Below are 18296 nucleotides of genomic sequence, written 5' to 3'. Positions count from 1 at the left end.
TAAAAGCTCACGATTATTTAGGATTTCTCATGGTTCAAATTACGCTTCCCGATGGCTCCAAGCGCGACTACCCGGGCCCCGTGTCGGTGGCCGAGGTCGCTGCATCGATTGGCGCTGGCCTGGCCAAGGCCGCGCTGGCTGGCAAGGTAGGTCTGGGCGACAACGCCAAGGTGGTGGACACCAGCTTTGTCATCGACCGCGACATGCCGCTGTCCATCGTGACGGCCAAGGACGCCGATGGCCTGGAAGTGATCCGCCACTCCACCGCCCACTTGCTGGCCTACGCGGTCAAGGAGCTGTTCCCGGAAGCCCAGGTCACCATCGGCCCGGTGATCGACAACGGTTTCTACTACGACTTCGCCTACAAGCGCCCCTTCACGCCCGAAGACCTGGTGGCGATCGAAAAGCGCATGACCGAGCTGGCCAACAAGGACGAGCCCGTGGTGCGCCGCGTGCTGCCGCGTGACGAAGCCGTGGCCTACTTCAAGGGTCTGGGCGAGAACTACAAGGCCGAGATCATTGCCTCCATCCCCAGCAATGAAGATGTGAGTCTGTACCGCGAGGGCGCGTTTGAAGACCTGTGCCGTGGCCCCCACGTGCCCAGCACCGGCAAGCTCAAGCATTTCAAGCTGATGAAGGTGGCGGGCGCCTACTGGCGCGGCGACCACAACAACGAGATGCTGCAGCGCATCTACGGCACGGCCTGGGCCAGCAAGGACGATCTGCAGCAGTACCTGACGATGCTCGAAGAGGCTGAAAAGCGCGACCACCGCAAGCTCGGCCGCGAACTCGATCTGTTCCACATCGACGAGCACTCGCCCGGCACCGTGTTCTGGCACCCCAAGGGCTGGTCGATCTGGCAGGAAGTCGAGCAGTACATGCGCAAGGTGTACCGCGACAATGGCTACCAGGAAGTCAAGGGCCCGCAGATCCTGGACAAGACCCTGTGGGAGAAGACCGGCCACTGGGACAAGTACCGCGAGAACATGTTCACGACCGAATCGGAAAAGCGCGAGTACGCGCTCAAGCCGATGAACTGCCCCGGCCACATCCTCATCTACAAGCAAGGCATCAAGAGCTACCGCGATCTGCCGCTGCGCTTTGGTGAGTTTGGCGCCTGCCACCGCAACGAGCCCACCGGCTCGCTGCACGGCATCATGCGCGTGCGCGCCTTCACGCAAGATGACGGCCACATCTTCTGCCTGCCCGAGCAGATCCAGGCCGAGGTGACCGCGTTCACCGCGCTGCTGCAAAAAGTCTATGCAGACTTTGGCTTCAGCAACATCCTCTACCGTCTCTCGACCCGCCCTGAAAAGCGCATCGGCAGCGACGAGAGCTGGGATGCGGCCGAAGCGGCGCTGGCCGAGGGCCTGCGTGCCTCGGGCTGCGAGTTCGAGTACCTGCCCGGTGAGGGCGCGTTCTACGGCCCCAAGATCGAGTACACCTTGAAGGACGCGCTGGGCCGTGAATGGCAGTGCGGCACCATCCAGGTCGACCCGAACCTGCCCGAGCGCCTCGATGCCGAGTTTGTCGGCGAAGACGGCGAGCGCCACCGCCCCATCATGCTGCACCGCGCGATCGTGGGCTCGCTCGAGCGCTTCATCGGCATCCTGATCGAGCAGCACGCCGGCGCGCTGCCCGCCTGGCTGGCGCCCACGCAGGTGGCCGTGCTCAACATCACCGATGCGCAAGGCGCCTACGTGCAGGAAGTGGCCGACAAACTGCGTAAGGCCTTGCCGAGCCAAGGGCTGCGTGTGGTTACCGATCTGCGCAACGAGAAGATTACGTATAAAATACGGGAGCATTCGTTGCAAAAGCTGCCCTATATTCTTGTCGCCGGCGACAAGGAGAAGGCAGCTGGAGCCGTAGCAGTGCGCGCCCGGGGCGGTAAAGACCTCGGTGTGATGTCCATCGATGCATTCGTCGACTTGATTGCCAAGGACATTGCCGCTAAAGCCTAAACAGCCTCTTGCTGGTTCGTCAAAGCTTTGGACAGCGTGGACTGCGTTTTGAGCAGCTACGCTGTCGTAGTTTTTAAATTTTTAGGGTGAAAGCCATAGCTACTGAATTCCGTGATCGCCGCCACCGCGAAGAACGCAAACACCGTCTGAATCGTGAGATTCAGGCACCAGAAGTGCGTCTGTCCGGTCCTGATAATGAACCGCTGGGCATCGTGCCGCTGATGGAAGCGCTGCGCATGGCCGGAGAGCTGGACGTTGACCTGGTGGAGATTGTCGCCACGGCCACGCCTCCCGTTTGCCGCCTGATGGACTACGGCAAGTTCAAGTATCTGGAGCAAAAGAAGGCGGCCGAGGCCAAGGCCAAGCAAACCGTCATCGAAATCAAGGAAATCAAGTTCCGCCCCGGTACTGATGATGGCGACTACAACGTCAAGATGCGCAATATCCGCCGCTTCCTGGCCGAAGGCGACAAGGTCAAGGTGACCCTGCGCTTCCGTGGTCGTGAAATCACCCACCAGAACCTGGGTATGGACCTGCTCAACCGCATCCGCGACGAGCTGGCCGACCTGATCCAGGTCGAGCAGTTCCCCAAGCTCGAAGGCCGCCAGATGATCATGATGATCGCTCCGGCGCGCAAGAAGCCCGGTGGCGCTGCAGCTGGCAAGCCGGTCGAGGGAAATTCCTCGCCAGTAGCCACAGCTTAAAGAAGCGGTTAGAATACCGGATTACCGACAAGCGGCTTAGGCCGCTTTCGGTTTTTAGCAGGGTAGGGGCAGCAACTGCCTGGGTCTGGGGTTTCGGCCTTGGTGCTCAGGGTGGGCGCAGCCAACGCCTTGCGCATTGATAGAGTAGATCTAATCTAGGTCTGTCACAAAAGTGGCTCGGGGCCAAAACAAGTTTCATCATGGCGATGAAACGCCTCACGAGCACAAACATAAGGAGCATTCACATGCCCAAAATGAAGACCAAAAGCAGCGCGAAGAAGCGTTTTCGCGTTCGTCCAGGTGGCACCGTCAAGCGCGGTCAAGCCTTCAAGCGTCACATCTTGACCAAGAAGACCACCAAGAACAAGCGCCATCTGCGTGGTGCAACCGCTGTGCATGAGACCAACATGGGTCACATGGCACAAATGTTGCCCGGCATGGGCCTGTAATTCACTGACGAACTAGGAGAAAACACATGCCTCGCGTCAAACGTGGTGTAACGGCACGCGCCCGTCACAAAAAAGTTCTGGCCCTTGCTAAGGGTTTCCGCGGTCGCCGTGGTAACGTCTTCCGCGTTGCCAAGCAAGCGGTAATGAAGGCAGGCCAGTACGCCTACCGTGACCGTCGTACCAAGAAGCGCGTGTTCCGCCAACTGTGGATCGCCCGTATCAATGCCGCTTCCCGTGAACTGGGCCTGACCTACAGCCAGTTCGCCAACGGCCTGAAGAAGGCTGCCATTGAAATCGACCGCAAGATGCTGGCCGATATCGCCGTGCACGACAAGGCTGCTTTTGCAGCTATCGTCGACCAAGTCAAGGCCAAGCTGGCTGCCTAAGGTCACGATCGGTAGTTACTGTTGATTTAGTAGCTGCTGGTGCACACACAGCAAGGGCTAGGGCTTGAAAAGGCGCTAGCCCTTGTTTTTTTATCGCCAGGCTGCTTTTGGCGGCCCGGCACCTAAGTCGATAAGAGTCGATATGAACGAGTTGGATTCTCTGGTCGAAAGCGCGCAGCAACTGTTTGCGCAGGCCCATACCCCCGCTGATCTGGAAAACGCCAAGGCGCAGTTTCTGGGCAAGTCGGGCAAGATGACCGAGCTCATGAAGGGCATGGCGCAGCTTTCCGTCGAAGAGAAAAAATCGCGCGGTGCCGCCATCAATGTGGCCAAGCAGGCGATTGAGGCGGCCTTGACGGCACGCCGCAAGGCGCTGGCCGATGCCGAGCTGCAAGCCCACCTCAAGGCCGAAGTGCTGGATGTGAGCCTGCCCGGCCGCCGCCGCGGCAGCGGTGGTCTGCACCCCGTGTCCATCACGATGGAGCGCATCGAGGGCATCTTCGGCTCCATGGGCTTCGATGTGGCCGAAGGCCCCGAGATCGAATCCGACTGGTTCAACTTCACCGCGCTCAACACGCCCGAAGACCATCCCGCGCGCTCGATGCACGACACCTTCTATGTCGAAGGCGGCACCCAGCACGCGCCCAACCTGCTGCGCACGCACACCAGCCCGATGCAGGTGCGCCATGCGGTCCAGCACGTCAAGCGCTACCGCAACCTGATCGATGCGGGCCAGACCATGCCCGAGATTCGCGTGATCGCGCCGGGCCGCACCTACCGCGTGGATTCGGACGCCACCCACTCGCCGATGTTCCACCAGTGCGAAGGCCTGTGGATCGGCGAGAACGTGAGCTTCAAGGACCTCAAGGTCGTGTTCACCGACTTCTGCAAGACCTTCTTCGAGCAGGATGACCTGGTGCTGCGCTTTCGCCCCAGCTTCTTCCCGTTCACCGAGCCCTCGGCCGAGATCGACATCCAGTTCCAAAGCGGGCCGCTGGCCGGCCGCTGGCTGGAAGTCTCGGGCGCCGGCCAGGTGCACCCCAATGTGGTGCGCAACATGGGGCTCGATCCCGAGAAATACATTGGCTTTGCCTTTGGCATGGGCCCTGACCGCCTGACCATGCTGCGTTATGGCGTCAATGACCTGCGCCTGTTCTTTGATGGCGATATCCGCTTCCTGTCGCAGTTCCAGTCATGAGCACGGAGCGGTTGGTGCTGCAGATCTGCAATGTGATCCCCAGCCCCCGGGCAGCTTGCGCTGACAGCCGCTCCCCATTGAAAAGCAAGAACGCCCGGCCTGCCGCTGCCCAAGACGGCGCAGCAGGCCTGAACGCCAAAGAGTCCGACTATGCAATTTCCTGAATCCTGGTTGCGCCAATACTGCAACCCGTCGCTGACCACCCAAGAGCTGGCCGATACCTTGACCATGGCAGGCCTCGAGGTCGAAGAACTCGACCCCGTAGCGCCCCCCTTCACCGGCATCGTTGTCGGTGAGATCAAGGAAGCGGTGCAACACCCCGATGCCGACCGCCTGCGCGTCTGCCAGGTCGATGTGGGCGGCCCTGAGCTGCTCAACATTGTCTGCGGCGCGCCCAATGCGCGCGTGGGCATCCGCATCCCTTGCGCGACCGTGGGCGCCGAGCTGCCGCCCGGTGCGGACGGCAAGCCTTTCAAGATCAAGATCGGCAAGCTGCGCGGCGTGCAAAGCTTTGGCATGCTGTGCTCAGCCAAGGAGCTGGGCATTGCCGACGACCACGGCGGTCTGCTGGAGCTGCCCGCCGATGCGCCGCTGGGCCAGAACGTGCGCGAGTACCTGAACCTCGACGACACCTTGTTCACCCTCAAGCTCACGCCCAATCTGGCGCACTGCCTGTCGGTCTATGGTGTGGCGCGTGAGCTGTCGGCACTGACCGGCACGCCGCTCAAGGCGCTGTCCTTCCCGGCGGCGGCTGTGGCCTCGCAAGACAAGCTGCCCGTCAAGATCGAAGCGACCGACCTGTGCGGCCGTTTCTCCGGCCGCATCGTGCGCAACGTCAACACCCAGGTCAAGACCCCGCAGTGGATGATCGACCGTCTGGCCCGTTGCGGCCAGCGCGCCGTCAGCCCCCTGGTCGACATCTCCAACTATGTGATGTTCGAACTGGGCCGTCCCAGCCACATCTTCGATCTGGACAAGATCAGCGGTGGCCTGAGCGTGCGCTGGGGCAAGCAGGGCGAAACGCTCAAGCTGCTCAACGGCAACACCATCGAGATCGACGACTTCCTCAAGGTCGGCGTGATCGCGGACGCGCACGGTCTGGAGTCGCTGGCCGGCATCATGGGTGGCGATGCCACCGCCGTGTCGGACGACACCAAGAACATCTATATCGAAGCGGCTTTCTGGTTCCCCAAGGCCGTTGCCGGCCGCTCGCGCCACTTCAATTTCTCGACCGACGCGGGCCACCGCTTCGAGCGCGGTGTCGACCCCCAGTTCACCACCGAGCACATCGAGCGCATTACCCAGCTGGTGCTGGAGATCTGCGGCACGCCCGAGACCCAGGTGGCTGCCATGGACGACCAGCAGCCCAACATGCCAGCGCCCAAGACGGTGCAGCTGCGCGTGGCGCGAGCAGCCAAGGTCATCGGCATGCCGGTGACCCAGCAGCAGTGCCTCGATGCGCTGAACGGCCTGGGACTGCCCGCCACCGTGGCGCAAGAAGGCGTGATCAGCGTGACCGCGCCCACTTTCCGCTTCGACATCAACCTGGAAGAAGACCTGGTTGAAGAAATCGCGCGGATGATTGGCTACGAGAACCTGCCCACCAGCAAGCCGCTGGCGCCGATCTCGCCCAAGCTGCGTGCCGAGAACTCCCGCAGCCCCTACGCCGTGCGCCACGCACTGGCCGGCCTGGGCTACCAGGAGACGATCAACTTCAGCTTTGTCGAAGAAAAGTGGGAGCAGGAGCTGGCGGGCAACACGCAGGCCATCAAGCTGCTCAACCCCATCGCCAGCCACCTGAGCGTGATGCGCTCGTCGTTGCTGGGCTCGTTGCTGCAGGTGCTCAAGTTCAATGTGGACCGCAAGGCTCAGCGCGTGCGCGTGTTCGAGCTGGGCCGCGTGTTCTTCAAGGACGACTCGGTCGCCGAGTCCGACACCACCGTCAAGGGCTTCCACCAGCCCATGCGCGTGGCGGGCCTGGCCTATGGCGCAGCCGACCAGCTGCAATGGGGCCGCAGCGAGACCAAGGTCGATTTCTACGACGTCAAGGGCGATGTCGAGGCACTGCTCGCACCGCTCAAGCCGGTGTTTGAAGCGGCCGAGCACCCCGCGCTGCACCCCGGCCGCTGCGCCCGTGTGCTGCTGGACGGCAAGGCCATCGGCTTTGTTGGCGAGCTGCACCCCCAGTGGCGCCAGGAATGGGATCTGGCCCAGGCGCCGGTGATGTTCGAGCTGGCCCTCGATGCCGTGCTGGCACGCCAGGTGCCGGTGTTCGCACCGGTGGCCAAGCACCAGATGGTCGAGCGCGACATTGCCGTCGTGGTCAAGGAAGCCGTCACCCACGCCCAGATCATGCAGGCCATCACGGCTGCCAGCGCAGGTGCTATCCTGCGCAGTGCCGTGCTGTTTGACGTGTTCCGGCCCAAGAAGCTCAAGGCCGGCGAAGAGGCCGCCGCCGGCAGCCTGGCTCAGGATGAGAAGAGCCTGGCCGTGCGTCTGAGCCTGGGCCATGACGAGCGCGCGCTCGAAGACACCGAGATCGAAGCGGCCGTGCAGGCCGTGGTCGAACAACTCACACAAAGCCTGGGTGCGCGTCTGCGCTGATCCCACACGCGAGGATTGCTATATGGAATTCACCGTTGAGAGCCTGGAACAACCTGCGCTGACCAAGGCGCAGCTGGCCGATATGCTGTTTGACAACATCGGCCTGAACAAGCGCGAAGCCAAGGACATGGTCGATGCCTTTTTCGACCTGATCTCGGAGAGCTTGATCAAGGGCGAGGATGTGAAGCTGTCGAGCTTTGGCAATTTCCAGGTGCGCATGAAAAAGGCCCGTCCCGGCCGCAATCCGCGCACCGGCGAAGAGGTGCCGATCGAGGCGCGCCGCGTGGTCACCTTCCATGCCAGCGGCAAGCTCAAGGATTCGGTGCAGGCCCCCGCCGACATGGAGTGACGCAGGCCCTGGGCGCGCGGCTGCCTGCAGTGCGTTGGCACTGAAGGTCAAACCGTCGCCCGCTTTCGCCTATATGCAACACGGCCGCTTTCGCGGCTGTTTACAATTTGTCCATGGAAAAACAGCTGCCCCCCATCCCTGCCAAGCGCTATTTCACCATCGGTGAGGTATCGGTGCTGTGCGACGTCAAGCCGCATGTGCTGCGCTACTGGGAGCAGGAGTTCACGCAGCTGCGCCCGGTCAAGCGCCGGGGCAACCGCCGCTATTACCAGCACCACGAGGTGCTGATGATCCGCCGCATCCGTGAGCTGCTCTATGAGCGGGGCTTCACGATCAGCGGCGCGCGCAACCAGCTCCAGTCACTGCCGCGCGGCCAGGCCATGCTCGATGCGCTGGAAGACGACAGCATGTTTGCACTGCAGGACGAAGGTGCCGATACGCTGGCTGCCGGCATGGCTGAAAGCGCCGAACCGCTGAGCTGGCAGCAGGCCGCGATCGAATTGCAAGAAATTCGTCGCATTCTTTCCGGAGACCCCGAAAACTAGGTATATAATTCAAGTCTTCGGAATGTAGCGCAGCCTGGTAGCGCACTTGCATGGGGTGCAAGGGGTCGCGAGTTCGAATCCCGCCATTCCGACCAAAAAGACAAGGACTTAGCTCGAAAGAGCTAAGTCCTTTTTCTTTTGTTGCGCGCAGGTTTTCAAGTGCGTTGCCAATGCTGTTTTCCTATCTTTCTGCACCCGCTAACGCGTAGGTCGCAGCTTCACTGGCCATCGCTTCGCAGCATCAGCATGCCAAGTATCCTTTTCACCTAGACTGGTTCTGCAGCGGCTATCGGTGTGCAACGACATGGGGGGATGAATGAACGTTCCTCCTTTGGAGGTAACTCTTTCTATAACGATCGCCCACAGGTATAGCGCTGACCGTATGGGCTGTGTCATTGCAAGATCACCTGCTGTTTCCGCCACAGCAATTTCCAGTCCTTTTGCACTCAGGCTGGATCGATATTTGAATCTCGTTCAGATCATCATATTTTGATTTTTCTACTGAATAATTTCGAATTGATGTGCCATATTTGATTTTCATTTTTTCTTCTAGTAAAGGCGTTAGAAGCGATGTTATATTTTTAACCCTTTGATTGGAAATCTGGTTGAAATCGCGGTCTTCTTTGGTTATGTTTGAGAAGACGATGGCATATTTAATGCCCTCTTTTTCTCTCCAGTAGATGAACCATTTTGCAATCTTTGTTGCTTCTTCCTTTCCAAGCTCTGAGGTGTCTGGGCTGAATTTAATATAGTACTGCAAATCGGGAATGACGCACGAATAAGCAAGAGGTGAAAAAATATAGATCAATGAAGCTAATGTTGCTCTAAGAAATTTCATGATTTTTTGTGCTTGTAATAATTAAATATTGATTCCAAGAATATAGCCGGCTAGGCTATCTGCATTCATTCGTGCCTTTGGATGCTTCGCATGAAACAATGCGCTTTTGTTACTATAAAAATCATCGGTTGAACTGGCAACGTCATTGAAGTGGGTGACCTCATGAATTAAAGTCTGTAGCTGCGAGTCTTTCCCCGTAAAGATATTGGTGCCGAAAGTTACTCCCCGCTTAGGAATAGTGAAGAATTTCATATTGATGAGGATTCGATGCCTCTCGGTATCAATAGGGCAAACGGAGGCAATAGCACCTTCTTCGAACATACCCTGTCCGGGTAAACAGCCTGAGAGCTGCCTATTCTCTCCTGTGTCATAGTCAAAGTTATCAGGGGTTAGAGATTTCAAAACCCTCATTGTGGAGCCTAACCGTGGTAATAAATAGTCTCGAATTTCATCGTCTGAGCTGTTAAACCAAGTGAGCGTTCTTGCCTTTGCCTGCTCGTCCCACCGATGTAGTTCAGCTGTTCTAGTCTTTATATATGCCACAGCTTCATCACGATAATCCATCATGAGTTTGCCAAATGCTTCACTCCTCACGTTGTGGCAAATATCAGCGTAATCATTTTCGATTTGCTCTACAAGATCTGTTGTTTTTGTCATTTTTCTCATGACTGAGGGAGTCTGGGAAAATGAGCTTGGGAAAATATCTCCAGTCCAGCCCGTGGTTGGCGCTTGAAAATTTCCGATGCTCGCTGAGAACTCGGGGCCTGGTGCTGAGTTGTTGGAAACATTGACGCCGATGGGTCCTGGTACTCTGAATAATGTCATTAAACTAATCTTCCTATCAATGTGAGAAATTTGATAGAGATAGACGATACATAAGAGTGGCGAAGAGCGCTCGGTGATTTGCACCCGTTTACATTTGATATCTCTCCGCGTGCACAATACCTAGCGGCCCTGATCGCAGGTTCTGCGGCGCTTTTTTCCTAATTCTTCTGCCCTTCCGTGCCCACCACCCCCCACCATGGTTTCATCCTGACCCGCCATTGGCGGGACACGGCTGCGGGCACCGAGATGGAGTACTGGCTGGCGACCGATGCCGGGCCGCTCAAAGTGCTGCTGACGCGGCAGGTCTCGGTGGCGTTTGTCGAGGCGCGGCACCGGGTGGTGGTGCAGACGCAGCTGCTGGCCATGCCCGGTATGGAGCTGCGCGAGCTGGCCCTCAAAAATTTTCAGCAGGAGCCGGTGCTGGGCGTCTATGCCAAGCATTACCGGCAGTTGGGCAAGCTCGCGCGCGGCTTGAAGCAGCTCGATGTATCGCTTTTGGAAGCCGATGTGCGGCCCCATGAGCGCTATTTGATGGAGCGCTTTATCACCGCTGGCGTGCAGGTCGAGGGCGGACAGCTGCAAGGCAATACCGTGGTGGAATGCAGACTGGTGCCGGCGCCCGCCTACCGGCCTGCGCTCAAAGTCGTGTCGCTCGATATCGAAACCAGCCAGCACCAGGAGCTGTATTCGATAGCGCTCGATGGCGTGGGCGAGCGTGTGGTGTACATGCTGGGCGATGCCCCGGCACCCGACACGCAGGCACCCGATGCGCCGGCGCCCGACGCACCGGCAGAGCAGGCTGAACCCAGCAGCGATTTCAGGCTGGTGTATTGCGCCAGCCGCAAGGCGATGATCGAAGAGCTCAATGCCTGGTTTGCACGCCATGACCCCGACGTCATCGTCGGCTGGAATGTGATCCAGTTTGACCTGCGGGTGCTGCAAAAGACCGCAGACGATTGCGCCACCCCGCTGCTGCTGGGGCGCGAGGGCCGGCCCATTGCCTGGCGGGCGCACCCGGGCAAGCAGGACTACTGGTTTGCGCCGATGCCGGGCCGCGCGGTGATCGATGGCATCGAGGCCTTGCGGGCGGCGGTGTGGAGCTTTCCGTCATTCAGCCTGGAGAACGTGGCCCAGGCCTTGCTGGGCGAGGGCAAGGACATTGGCGACGAGTACGACAAGATGGCCGAGATCGAGCGCCGCTACCAAGAGGACAAGCCTGCGCTGGCGGCCTACAACATCCGCGACTGCGAGCTGGTACTGCGCATTTTTGACAAGGCCCAGCTGCTGCAGTTTGCGATGGAGCGGGCGCATGCCACCGGCCTGCAACTGGACCAGTTTGGCGGCTCGATTGCCGCGTTCAGCCACCACTACCTGCCGCGCATGCACCGCCAAGGCTATGTGGCGCCCAATGTGGGCGATGTGCGGGGCAAGTCCTCGCCTGGTGGCTATGTGCTCGATTCGCGGCCGGGCTTTTATGACTCGGTGGTGGTGCTCGATTACAAAAGCCTCTATCCGTCCATCATTCGCACCTACCTGGTCGACCCGGTGGGCCTGGCCGAAGGCCTGCATGCCAGCGATTCCGCATCGCTGATCCATGGGCCGATGGACACGCGCTTTTCGCGCGACAAGCACTGCCTGCCCGAGATCGTCACCACACTGTGGCGTGCGCGCGATGAGGCCAAGCGCACGAAGAACGAGCCGCTGTCGCAGGCGCTCAAGCTGGTGATGAACTCGTTTGCCGGGGTGCTGGGCGCGACGGAATGCCGCTTTTTCAACCCGGCGCTGATCTCGTCGATCACCCTGCGCGGCCATGAGATGGTCAAGCGCACCAAGGCGCTGGTGCAGCAGCGCGGCTACGAGGTCATCTACGGGGATACCGATTCGATCTTTATCTGGCTGGGGCGCGCCCACAGCAACCAGGAGGCCCATGCGGTGGCCACATCACTGGTCAGCGATATCAATGCCTGGTGGACGCAAGGCCTGCGCCAGGAACAGAACCTCGAGAGCTTTCTGGAGATCGAGTTCGACACGCACTACAAGAAGTTCTTCATGCCCACCATCCGGGGCTCGGACGTGGGCAGCAAAAAGCGCTATGCAGGCCTGAGCGTGGATGCCGAGGGCAAGGAGGCCATGGTCTACCGGGGCCTGGAGATGGCGCGCAGCGACTGGACCCTGCTGGCGCGCCAGTTCCAGGAAGGGCTGCTCTCACGGGTTTTTCAAGGCGAGCCCTACCGTGACTTTGTCATCGACTATGCGCAGGCGACCCTGGCTGGCCAAAAGGATGACTTGCTGGTCTACCGAAAGCGCCTGCGCCACCGGCTCGATGCCTATGTGGCCAACCTGCCGCCGCAGGTGCGCGCTGCCCGCATGGCCGATGACTACAACCGGCGCCTGGGCCGCCCGCTGCAGTACCAGGGCGGTGGCTGGATTCGCTATGTGATGGGCAAGAATGGCCCCGAGCCTTTGGAGGTGCGCCAGTCGCCGATCGACTACGAGCACTACCTGAGCAAGCAGCTGCAGCCGATTGCCGATTCGATTTTGCAGCCGCTGGGGGAGGACTTCAACAGCCTTACCTCGCTGCAGCAGGAGCTGTTCTAACGGCCTGCTGCAGTGGCTGCTGGGAGCTGGGGCGGGCAGCGCAGGGCGGGCCTGCGCTGCCGCGTTGGCGCGCCTGAGCGGCTCAGGGCTTGGCGCCCGACTGCGCCTGGAACTGCGCGTACAGCTCGTCCACCAGCTTGCGCAAGGCGCGGCCAATGGCGGCGTACTCGTACTCGTTGAGGTTGGCGAGCGATGCGCGGCCCGATGGCCGGTTGGAGCCAAAGCCCCGGCCCGGCAGCAGCACAATGCCAGTCTCGTCGGCAATGCGGAACAGCATGTCGCCGGTAGACGATTGCTTGACCGCCCAGTCGGAAAACGCCTGGCCATAGAGCCGGCAGGTCACGCTCTGCAGGTCGATCAGGGTGTAGTAGTTGACGGAGTTGGGGTTGTGCAGCGGCGGCATGCCCAGCTCCCGGTACAAGGTGGCTTCGCGGCGGCGGATCAATTGCTTGAGCGCCTGCTTGTAGGCATCGGCTTCATCGATCAGCGCAAACAGCGAGAACAGCACCATCTGCACCTGCTGCGGGGTGGACAGGCCGGCCGTATGGTTCAGCGCCACCACGCGGCTGTCGGCCACCAGGCGGTCGATGAACTTGAGCGAGCGCACATCGGGCAGCAGCGAGCGGTAGCGGTGGTCCAGCTCGACCTTGGCGCTCTCGGGCAGCTGGGCCAGGGCCTTGTCGAAGACATTCTCTTTGTGCGCGGCAATCACGCCCAGACGCCAGCCGGTGGCACCAAAGTACTTGGAGAAGGAGTAGACCAGCAAGGTGTTGTGCGGGCAGACCGAGAACAGCGACTGGAAGTCATCGGCAAAGGTGCCGTAGACATCGTCGGTCAGCACCATCAGATCGGGCCGGTGGTCGGCAATGATGGTCTTGATGCGCTCCAGACTGCGCTGGTCCATCTTGACCGAGGGCGGGTTGCTGGGGTTGACGCAGAAGAAGATCTTGACGGCCGGGTCGCGCAGCTTGTCCAGCTCCGCGTCAGAGTACTGCCAGCCATTGTCCGGATCGGCATGGATGGGCACCTCTTCCAGTGCGTACTGCGCCAGCTCGGGGATCTCGATATAGGGCGTGAACACCGGCATGCCGATGGCGACCTTGTCACCGGCCTTGAGCAGGCCGCTGATGCGCAGGCTCTCGAAGATATAGGCCATCGCGGCGGTGCCGCCTTCGACGGCAAACAGATCGACCGACTCCACCGGCACGGCGCCGCCCGCCATCTCGCGCACGATGTACTGGCGCACGATCTTCTCGCTGACGCTCAGCATGCGCGGTGGCACCGGGTAGTTGCAGCCGAGGATGCCGTCCACCATCTCGTGCAGGAAGGCAGCCGGGTCCAGGCCCAGCTGGTCGCGCACATAGCTGAGCGACTTGGCCAGAAAGCGTACGCCTTCCTGGTCGCGGTGCTCGGCGGTATAGCGCTCAAAGCGGTTTTCAATGCCCTCGATATTGGCCAGGCCGCCAATGCCTGCCGTCATGTACGAGTACGACAGCTCGGATTCGGCCGCCGCAAACAGCCCCAGGCGAAAGAACGCGCGGCGCGGCGTGGTCGCCAGAAAGTTCGGGTTGCCGCGCCCGGCATTGAGCATCAGCCGATTGGCCTTGCCCGATGCCACCTTGATCAATTCATCCTTGAGCTCGAACGGGCTCAAATGGGCCAGACGCTGGTAGTCCTGAGACATGGTGCAACTCCTTGCAGTCGTTGATAAACGGGATAAATGAGAAGAGGGGGAGGCGGCGCAACACCGCCTGGGTATCCATAGAAAAGAGGGCGCAGCAGCGCCGCTCAGGCAAACGCGATGACCAGCGGGCCCAGCAGTGTCAGAAACACATTGGCCAGCGCATAGGTGATCGCAAACGGCACCGTGGGGATGGCGTTGCCCGCCTTGTCCAGCACCTCGCCAAAGGCCGGGTTGGCGCTGCGTGCGCCCGACAGCGCCCCGGCAAAGATGGCGACGTTCTCATAGCGCAGCACATACTTGCCAAACAGCATCGCAATCAGCAGCGGCACGATGGTCACCACCATGCCCATCAGAAAGAGGCTCAGGCCTTGCTCCATCACCGTGCTCACCGCCTGCTGGCCCGACTGCAGGCCGACCATGGCCACAAAGCCGGCCAGGCCCAGGTCGCGCAACAGGGTGGATGCCGCAGTCGGCATATTGCCCAAGGTGTGCTTGCGGCTGCGCCACCAGCCAAACAGCAGGCCCGCCAGCAAGGCGCCGCCACCGCTGCCCAGGGTGATGGGGATGGAGCCGATGCGCAGCACCAGCAGGCCAATCAGCAGCCCGACGGTGATGCCCAGGCCGTGGAAGACAAAGTCGGTCTTGTCGCTAGGGATGAGGATGGGCCCCACCGACTGCGCGGCGTTCTGCACATCCTGGGGCGTACCAAACAGGGTCACCACATCGCCGGGCACGATCAGGGTCGTGGGCGTGATCGGCAGCGGCGAGCCCGAGCGCGTCAGCGCCACCGCATAGACGCCATGCTTGAACTCGGGCGTGAGGCTGTCCAGAATGTCCTTGACGCTGCGGTTGAGGTACTGGCTGTTGGTGATGGACACATCGCGGCGCACCATGACCACGTCCATGTCTTCGGCGCTTTGCAGCTCATCACCGATGTTGGCGCCCAGCGCCACCACCGCAGCGCGCCGGCCCACCAGCAGCACAATGTCGCCCGCTTCCAGCACCAGCTGCGGGTCCACGCCGACCAGCGCATTCTTGCGGCGGATGCGCTCGATGGTGACCGAGCCTTGCGGGGTGCTGGCCTCCAGCTCGGCCACCGTGCGGCCTGACTGCTTAACCTTGAAAATGCGGCCCACCAGATCGGGCGCCGCAGGCGATTCGCCCGCGCCATAGACATGCACGCCCTTGAGCATCTCCTGCTCGGCCTGGATGGCGTCGTCATGGATCTTGCGGCCGGTGAGCCACTGCAGCACATTCACGCACAGCAAGATGGCGCCGAAGGAGCCAAAGATATAGGTCACCGCATAGCCGATGGCCACATTGGCCTGCATGCGCTGCACCTCATCGGCGGCCAGGCCCAGCTTCTCAATGGCAGAGCCTGCCGTGCCGATGATGGCCGACTGCGTCATGCCGCCGGCGGCCAGCCCTGCAGCCAGCCCCTTGTCCAGGTGGAAGACCCGCGCCAGCACCACGACGGTGATGAGGCCCGAGATGGCGACCACGGCCGCCATCAAGATCTCCTTGATCGACTGCCGCCCCAGGGAGCGAAAGAACTGGGGCCCGCTCTCAAAACCCACGGCATAGATGAACAGCGCAAACAGCACCGCCTTGATGCCCGAGTCGATGGTCACCCCCACCTGGCTGATCAACACAGCCGCCAGCAGCGAGCCCGCCACGCCCCCCAGCTGGAACGAGCCAAACCGCAGCTTGCCGACCCCATAGCCAAGTGCCAGCGATGCAAACAGCGCTATCTCGGGCGCCTGGTGCAAGATACCTCTGAGCCAATCCATACGAGCCTTTCCAATCAAAAGAAGGCTGCGCTACCGCATTAAACCCATGTCGCGCGGTGTACAGCTTGTTAAGAATTGTTGTCATTGGGGCGCTGACCACGTTAACCGAGGTGGCCGAAATCTGCATGTAGGACGGGGCTGGCAAAACAGCCGGACCGCCAGGCATTGACCCATATCAAATGGTTGTTTTTTCAAAGGCTTAGCGCGCGGCATAACGCTGTGCTGTCGATGTCTTTCGGTCCCAGCAGGCTGAATGTGGCCGTAAGTGAGCGCCTCCCTCTGGCCCGGCGATAGCCGGTTTTGATCGCGGGGTCGCCGCGTTGAAGCCGGGTGACAGGCGCAGCATCCGGCCCGAGTGCTGATGCGTTCTCACCACAGCTCCATGGGTGTTTATAGATATGGCAGATGGCCCCAGACAAGATTTGGTTAAAATTAAATAAGAATGATTCTTGTTTGAATGCGGCTGCCCAGGGCCTGCACAGAACCGGCTCTCCATGCCTTCCACCGCCCCCACGCCACACGGCGACATTGCTGCGCTCTACCTTGACCACCATGGCTGGCTGCAGGGCTGGCTGCGCCGCAAGCTCGGTCATGCGGGTGATGCAGCCGATCTGGCGCAGGACACCTTTGTGCGCCTGCTCGATGCACCCGAGCACAGCGCCGAGAAACAAGGCGGCTGGCAGCTGCGCGAGCCGCGTGCCTACCTGACCCTGGTTGCCAAGCGCCTGGTCGCCAACCTGCACCGCCGCCGCTCGCTCGAGCAGGCCTACCTGGAAGCGCTGGCGCTGATGCCCGAGCTGCTGGCGCCATCGCCCGAGCACCAGGCCATCATTTTGGAAACCCTGCAGCAGCTCGATGCCGTGCTCGATGGCCTGCCCGCGCCGGTGCGTGCGGCTTTCCTGCTGGCGCAGCTGGAAGGCATGGCCTATGCCGATATTGCCAGCCGCCTGCAATGCAGCGAGCGCACGGTCAAACGCTATATGGCCCAGGCGATGGCGCGCTGCATCGTGCTGATGCCATGAGCGCCTTGCATCCGGCCCCGGGCCAGGCAGCAGCGCCCGCGGCCAGCATCACCCCCATCAGCGAGCAGGCCGCGCTGCAGGCGGCCGAATGGTTTTTTCTGCTGCAGGCAGGCGATGCCAGTGGGCAGGACCGGGCACGCTGGCAGCAATGGCTCGCGGCCGATCCTGTGCATGCCGCGGCCTGGCACAAGGCCGAGCGCCTGGCTGGCCAGATGGCGCAATTGCCGCCGTCGCTGGCCATGGCCGCGCTGGACCGCCCCGCCGCCCAGCGCAGGCAGGCCATACGAGGCCTCGCTGCCTTGCTGCTGGCAGCCCCGCTGGGCTGGATGGCTTGGCGCCACAGTGAGCAAGCAGGCTGGCTGGCCGATTACCACACCGCCACCGGCGAGCAGCGTGCGCTGGTGCTGGCCGATGGCAGCCAGCTCCAGCTCGATACCGCCACCGCCATCGATGTGCGCTTTGACAACGCGTTGCGCCTGATCCGGGTGCAGCAGGGCGCCATCCATGTACAGACTGCTGCCGACCCAGTCGTGCCTGCGCGCCCGCTGGTCGTGGCCATCCCCCAGGGGCGGCTGCGTGCGCTGGGCACGCGCTTTACCGTGCGGGTGCAAGGCGATGCGACAGCGGTGGCGGTGCTCGAAGGCGCTGTGGAGATGCGGCCTACGCAAGCGGGCAGCAGCCCCGTCGTGCTGCAAGCGGGCCAGCAGGCGCAGCTGCATGCTGAGGGCGCCTCCGCCATCGAAGCCCTGGCGCCACAGGCAGACAGCTGGACCCGGGGTGTGCTGCATGTGCGCAATATGCGGCTGGCCGATTTTGCTGCCGAACTGGGCCGCTACCGCAGCGGTCTGCTGCGCTGCGATCCGGCAGTGGCCGAGCTGCGGCTGTCGGGCAGTTTTCAGCTGCGAGATACCACGCCGGTGCTGGACAGCCTGCCCGATCTGCTGCCGGTGCAGGTCGTCTACCGCAGCCGCTACTGGGTCACCTTGGTGCCTGCTGGCGCCTCCTGATCTCGCCCTTGTTTTTCTTTTTCAAATATTTCTGCTCCCAGCTGTCCCTTTTCCGGATTTGGCGTGTGAAGCCTTGAGAGACCTTCATTGACACTATCCGGAGTACGCCGACATGGGTTCCGCTTTCACCTGTTCCAACCAATCCGCCACGCCCGCCTTGCTGCGCCGGCCCCTCAGTGCAGCCGTGCGCAGCGCGCTGCTGGCCATGGCCTGCAGCGCCAGCCTGGGCCATGCCCAGCAGCCGCCATCTACCCCCGACAACCCTACCAGCGCAGCCAGCAGCCAGGCCGCTGACCTGCGCAGCTACCAGATTGCGGCGGGGCCGCTGGACGAAGC

At 61.4% G+C, this 18296-nt stretch carries 16 protein-coding genes and 1 tRNA gene; 13 read left to right on the top strand and 4 right to left on the bottom strand.

Annotated elements, in window-relative coordinates:
• The first annotated feature begins 29 nt into the window (after positions 1-29).
• From thrS to H928_RS0102875, 9 genes are all read left to right on the top strand, one after another.
• The gene (thrS, locus tag H928_RS0102915; protein ID WP_021025160.1) at positions 30-1961 is read left to right on the top strand and encodes a threonine--tRNA ligase; all 1932 of its coding nucleotides are present in this window, start codon (positions 30-32) and stop codon (positions 1959-1961) included.
• An 86-nt stretch (positions 1962-2047) separates the two neighbouring features.
• Positions 2048-2665 carry a translation initiation factor IF-3 gene (gene infC, locus H928_RS0102910; RefSeq protein WP_021025159.1) on the top strand — a complete coding sequence of 206 codons (618 nt, stop codon included), beginning with the start codon at positions 2048-2050 and terminating at the stop codon, positions 2663-2665.
• A 245-nt stretch (positions 2666-2910) separates the two neighbouring features.
• On the top strand, positions 2911-3114 hold the full coding sequence (gene rpmI, locus H928_RS0102905; protein ID WP_021025158.1) for a 50S ribosomal protein L35: 204 nt from the start codon (positions 2911-2913) through the stop codon (positions 3112-3114).
• 26 nt (positions 3115-3140) lie between these two features.
• Positions 3141-3500 (top strand): 50S ribosomal protein L20, encoded by a 360-nt coding sequence (gene rplT, locus H928_RS0102900; protein ID WP_021025157.1) that lies wholly within the window; start codon positions 3141-3143, stop codon positions 3498-3500.
• A 142-nt stretch (positions 3501-3642) separates the two neighbouring features.
• Positions 3643-4698, top strand: a complete 1056-nt coding sequence (gene pheS / locus H928_RS0102895) for a phenylalanine--tRNA ligase subunit alpha (RefSeq protein WP_021025156.1) — start codon at positions 3643-3645, stop codon at positions 4696-4698.
• A 150-nt stretch (positions 4699-4848) separates the two neighbouring features.
• The gene (pheT, locus tag H928_RS0102890) at positions 4849-7302 is read left to right on the top strand and encodes a phenylalanine--tRNA ligase subunit beta (RefSeq protein WP_021025155.1); all 2454 of its coding nucleotides are present in this window, start codon (positions 4849-4851) and stop codon (positions 7300-7302) included.
• Between the two features lie 22 nt (positions 7303-7324).
• Positions 7325-7651, top strand: a complete 327-nt coding sequence (locus H928_RS0102885; RefSeq protein WP_021025154.1) for an integration host factor subunit alpha — start codon at positions 7325-7327, stop codon at positions 7649-7651.
• Positions 7652-7764: 113 nt separating this feature from the next.
• A complete protein-coding gene (locus H928_RS0102880) occupies positions 7765-8196 on the top strand; it encodes a MerR family transcriptional regulator (RefSeq protein WP_021025153.1) in 432 nt (143 codons plus the stop codon).
• An 18-nt stretch (positions 8197-8214) separates the two neighbouring features.
• Positions 8215-8291: transfer RNA gene (locus tag H928_RS0102875), tRNA-Pro, on the top strand.
• 308 nt (positions 8292-8599) lie between these two features.
• Here H928_RS0102875 and H928_RS31280 read toward each other — a convergent pair.
• Positions 8600-9034, bottom strand: coding sequence for a hypothetical protein (locus tag H928_RS31280; RefSeq protein ID WP_148293015.1), 435 nt, complete (start codon positions 9032-9034; stop codon positions 8600-8602).
• Positions 9035-9055: 21 nt separating this feature from the next.
• Positions 9056-9943: a M35 family metallo-endopeptidase gene (locus H928_RS30520; protein WP_148293014.1), complete on the bottom strand. Its 888-nt coding sequence runs from the start codon at positions 9941-9943 to the stop codon at positions 9056-9058.
• A gap of 93 nt (positions 9944-10036) precedes the next feature.
• On the opposite strand from H928_RS30520, the gene H928_RS0102870 reads away from it, so the two are divergent.
• Positions 10037-12457: a DNA polymerase II gene (locus tag H928_RS0102870; RefSeq protein ID WP_021025152.1), complete on the top strand. Its 2421-nt coding sequence runs from the start codon at positions 10037-10039 to the stop codon at positions 12455-12457.
• Between the two features lie 82 nt (positions 12458-12539).
• Here H928_RS0102870 and H928_RS0102865 read toward each other — a convergent pair whose 3' ends face one another.
• Positions 12540-14141: a bifunctional aspartate transaminase/aspartate 4-decarboxylase gene (locus tag H928_RS0102865; protein ID WP_021025151.1), complete on the bottom strand. Its 1602-nt coding sequence runs from the start codon at positions 14139-14141 to the stop codon at positions 12540-12542.
• Positions 14142-14245: 104 nt separating this feature from the next.
• On the bottom strand, positions 14246-15931 hold the full coding sequence (gene aspT / locus H928_RS0102860; RefSeq protein WP_021025150.1) for an aspartate-alanine antiporter: 1686 nt from the start codon (positions 15929-15931) through the stop codon (positions 14246-14248).
• 494 nt (positions 15932-16425) lie between these two features.
• On the opposite strand from aspT, the gene H928_RS0102855 reads away from it, so the two are divergent.
• From H928_RS0102855 to H928_RS25845, 3 genes are all read left to right on the top strand, one after another.
• Entirely contained in the window at positions 16426-16953 is a 528-nt protein-coding gene (locus H928_RS0102855; RefSeq protein WP_021025149.1) for a sigma-70 family RNA polymerase sigma factor, read from the top strand.
• The gene (locus H928_RS0102850; RefSeq protein ID WP_021025148.1) at positions 16950-17960 is read left to right on the top strand and encodes a FecR domain-containing protein; all 1011 of its coding nucleotides are present in this window, start codon (positions 16950-16952) and stop codon (positions 17958-17960) included. The genes H928_RS0102855 and H928_RS0102850 overlap by 4 nt, the downstream gene beginning before the upstream one ends.
• A gap of 112 nt (positions 17961-18072) precedes the next feature.
• Positions 18073-18296 (top strand): hypothetical protein (locus H928_RS25845; protein WP_043338412.1); only part of this gene is annotated, 224 nt, incomplete at its 3' end.

The organism is Comamonas sp. B-9, assembly GCF_000410635.1.
Classification (GTDB): Bacteria; Pseudomonadota; Gammaproteobacteria; order Burkholderiales; family Burkholderiaceae_C; genus Comamonas.
This window is presented reverse-complemented; position numbering and strand designations above follow the sequence as displayed.

What these genes read in the sequence shown, in the direction of transcription:
- thrS (WP_021025160.1), top strand. Translation starts at nt 30, where the DNA reads ATGGTTCAAATTACGCTTCCCGATGGCTCCAAGCGCGACTACCCGGGC.
- rpmI (WP_021025158.1), top strand. Translation starts at nt 2,911, where the DNA reads ATGCCCAAAATGAAGACCAAAAGCAGCGCGAAGAAGCGTTTTCGCGTT.
- rplT (WP_021025157.1), top strand. Translation starts at nt 3,141, where the DNA reads ATGCCTCGCGTCAAACGTGGTGTAACGGCACGCGCCCGTCACAAAAAA.
- pheS (WP_021025156.1), top strand. Translation starts at nt 3,643, where the DNA reads ATGAACGAGTTGGATTCTCTGGTCGAAAGCGCGCAGCAACTGTTTGCG.
- pheT (WP_021025155.1), top strand. Translation starts at nt 4,849, where the DNA reads ATGCAATTTCCTGAATCCTGGTTGCGCCAATACTGCAACCCGTCGCTG.
- H928_RS0102885 (WP_021025154.1), top strand. Translation starts at nt 7,325, where the DNA reads ATGGAATTCACCGTTGAGAGCCTGGAACAACCTGCGCTGACCAAGGCG.
- H928_RS0102880 (WP_021025153.1), top strand. Translation starts at nt 7,765, where the DNA reads ATGGAAAAACAGCTGCCCCCCATCCCTGCCAAGCGCTATTTCACCATC.
- H928_RS31280 (WP_148293015.1), bottom strand. Translation starts at nt 9,034, where the DNA reads ATGAAATTTCTTAGAGCAACATTAGCTTCATTGATCTATATTTTTTCA.
- H928_RS0102865 (WP_021025151.1), bottom strand. Translation starts at nt 14,141, where the DNA reads ATGTCTCAGGACTACCAGCGTCTGGCCCATTTGAGCCCGTTCGAGCTC.
- aspT (WP_021025150.1), bottom strand. Translation starts at nt 15,931, where the DNA reads ATGGATTGGCTCAGAGGTATCTTGCACCAGGCGCCCGAGATAGCGCTG.
- H928_RS0102855 (WP_021025149.1), top strand. Translation starts at nt 16,426, where the DNA reads ATGCCTTCCACCGCCCCCACGCCACACGGCGACATTGCTGCGCTCTAC.
- H928_RS0102850 (WP_021025148.1), top strand. Translation starts at nt 16,950, where the DNA reads ATGAGCGCCTTGCATCCGGCCCCGGGCCAGGCAGCAGCGCCCGCGGCC.